This window comes from Vibrio sp. MED222, assembly GCF_000153005.1.
Lineage (GTDB): Bacteria > Pseudomonadota > Gammaproteobacteria > Enterobacterales > Vibrionaceae > Vibrio > Vibrio tasmaniensis_A.
In genome coordinates this window covers 163,126-165,147 of sequence record NZ_CH902608.1, presented here as the reverse complement: position 1 = coordinate 165,147, position 2,022 = coordinate 163,126, and the positions used below count along the sequence as shown (strand labels likewise).

The window sequence follows — 2,022 nt, the reverse complement described above, 5'->3', positions numbered from 1 at the left end:
ATCGATTATGGACGCACTAGTTCCTATGGTGGTTGAACAGACTTCCCGTGGTGAACGTTCTTACGATATTTATTCTCGTCTATTAAAAGAACGTATCATTTTCTTAACAGGTCAAGTGGAAGACCACATGGCAAATCTTGTCGTGGCTCAACTGCTTTTCTTGGAATCAGAAAACCCAGACAAAGATATCTATCTTTACATCAACTCACCTGGCGGTAGCGTAACAGCGGGCATGTCTATCTATGACACAATGCAGTTCATCAAGCCAAACGTGAGCACAGTATGTATGGGTCAAGCTTGCTCTATGGGTGCATTCTTACTAGCGGGTGGTACTCCGGGTAAGCGTCACGTGCTTCCAAACTCACGTGTAATGATTCACCAGCCACTTGGCGGCTTCCAAGGCCAAGCGTCTGATATTCAAATTCACGCGCAAGAGATCCTAACGATCAAGCAAAAGCTAAACAAACTATTGGCAGAGCACACAGGTCAGCCTCTAGAGGTTGTTGAGCGTGATACAGATCGTGACAATTTCATGTCTGCTGATCAGGCTGTAGAATACGGTTTGGTGGATTCAGTTCTTAATCACCGCGGTCAATAATTGCAGGGCAATTGTTTAACGCAAAGTGATTCAAATTGATATACACTCAAACATAGAGAGTAAAGGCTAAGAGGTTAGCGAATGACAGATAAAAGCAAAGAGGGTGGTAGCGGTAAATTGCTTTACTGCTCTTTCTGTGGCAAAAGCCAGCACGAAGTTCGCAAGTTAATCGCAGGTCCTTCTGTTTACATTTGTGATGAATGTGTCGATCTTTGTAACGACATTATTCGTGAAGAAATTAAAGATGTTCTTCCAAAGAAAGAATCGGAATCGCTGCCAACGCCGCGTGAGATTCGTGAGCATCTTGACGACTATGTAATCGGTCAAGAATACGCGAAAAAAGTGCTAGCAGTTGCAGTATATAACCACTACAAGCGTTTACGTAATGGTGATACGACGGCTGAAGGCGTAGAGCTAGGTAAGAGTAACATTCTTCTTATCGGTCCTACTGGTAGTGGTAAAACCCTACTGGCTGAAACACTGGCTCGTTTCCTAGACGTTCCTTTCACAATGGCAGATGCAACAACACTAACCGAAGCGGGTTATGTGGGCGAAGATGTTGAAAACATCATCCAGAAGTTGCTTCAGAAATGTGATTACGACGTAGCGAAAGCGGAACGCGGCATTGTTTACATCGATGAAATCGATAAGATTTCTCGTAAAGCTGAAAACCCATCGATCACGCGTGACGTGTCTGGTGAAGGTGTACAGCAAGCTCTATTAAAACTTGTTGAAGGTACAGTGGCTTCAGTTCCACCTCAAGGTGGTCGTAAGCATCCACAGCAAGAGTTCTTGCAAGTGGACACGTCTAAGATCCTATTTATCTGTGGTGGTGCGTTTGCCGGCCTAGATAAAGTGATTGAGCAACGTGTAGAAACAGGTTCAGGTATCGGCTTTGGCGCAGAAGTGCGTTCAAAAGACGAAACCAAAACTATCGGTGAACTGTTCACTCAAGTAGAACCTGAAGATCTAGTGAAGTATGGTTTGATTCCAGAATTCATTGGTCGTCTACCTGTTACAACAACACTGACAGAGCTTGATGAAGAAGCGCTAATCCAAATCCTTTGTGAGCCAAAGAATGCACTGACAAAACAGTACGCTGCATTATTTGAACTTGAGGATACAGAGTTAGAATTCCGTGAAGACGCCCTACGCGCAATTGCGAAGAAAGCAATGAACCGTAAAACGGGTGCTCGTGGTCTACGCTCTATCTTGGAAGGTGTTCTACTAGAAACTATGTACGAACTGCCATCTTCAACTGATGTAAGCAAGGTTGTGATTGATGAGTCGGTAATTAATGGTGAGTCAGAACCACTATTGATTTACAGTAACTCAGATAACCAAGCAGCTGTTGCAGAGTAGGTCTTTTTAAGACTACACACTCAAATTGAAAAAGGAGGTAAGCAATTACCTCCTTTTTTTTT

Annotated in this window: 2 protein-coding genes; both read left to right on the top strand. The window is 43.6% G+C overall.

Annotated features, from left to right (window positions below):
• The coding region (gene clpP / locus MED222_RS09830; protein WP_009847284.1) for an ATP-dependent Clp endopeptidase proteolytic subunit ClpP at positions 1 to 598 on the top strand (598 nt) is incomplete at its 5' end.
• An 81-nt stretch (positions 599 to 679) separates the two neighbouring features.
• Positions 680 to 1,960 carry an ATP-dependent protease ATP-binding subunit ClpX gene (gene clpX, locus MED222_RS09835; protein WP_009847283.1) on the top strand — a complete coding sequence of 427 codons (1,281 nt, stop codon included), beginning with the start codon at positions 680 to 682 and terminating at the stop codon, positions 1,958 to 1,960.
• The last annotated feature ends 62 nt before the right edge of the window (positions 1,961 to 2,022 follow it).

Excerpts from the sequence above, each read along its gene's own strand:
- clpX (WP_009847283.1), top strand. The coding sequence starts at position 680 with ATGACAGATAAAAGCAAAGAGGGTGGTAGCGGTAAATTGCTTTACTGC.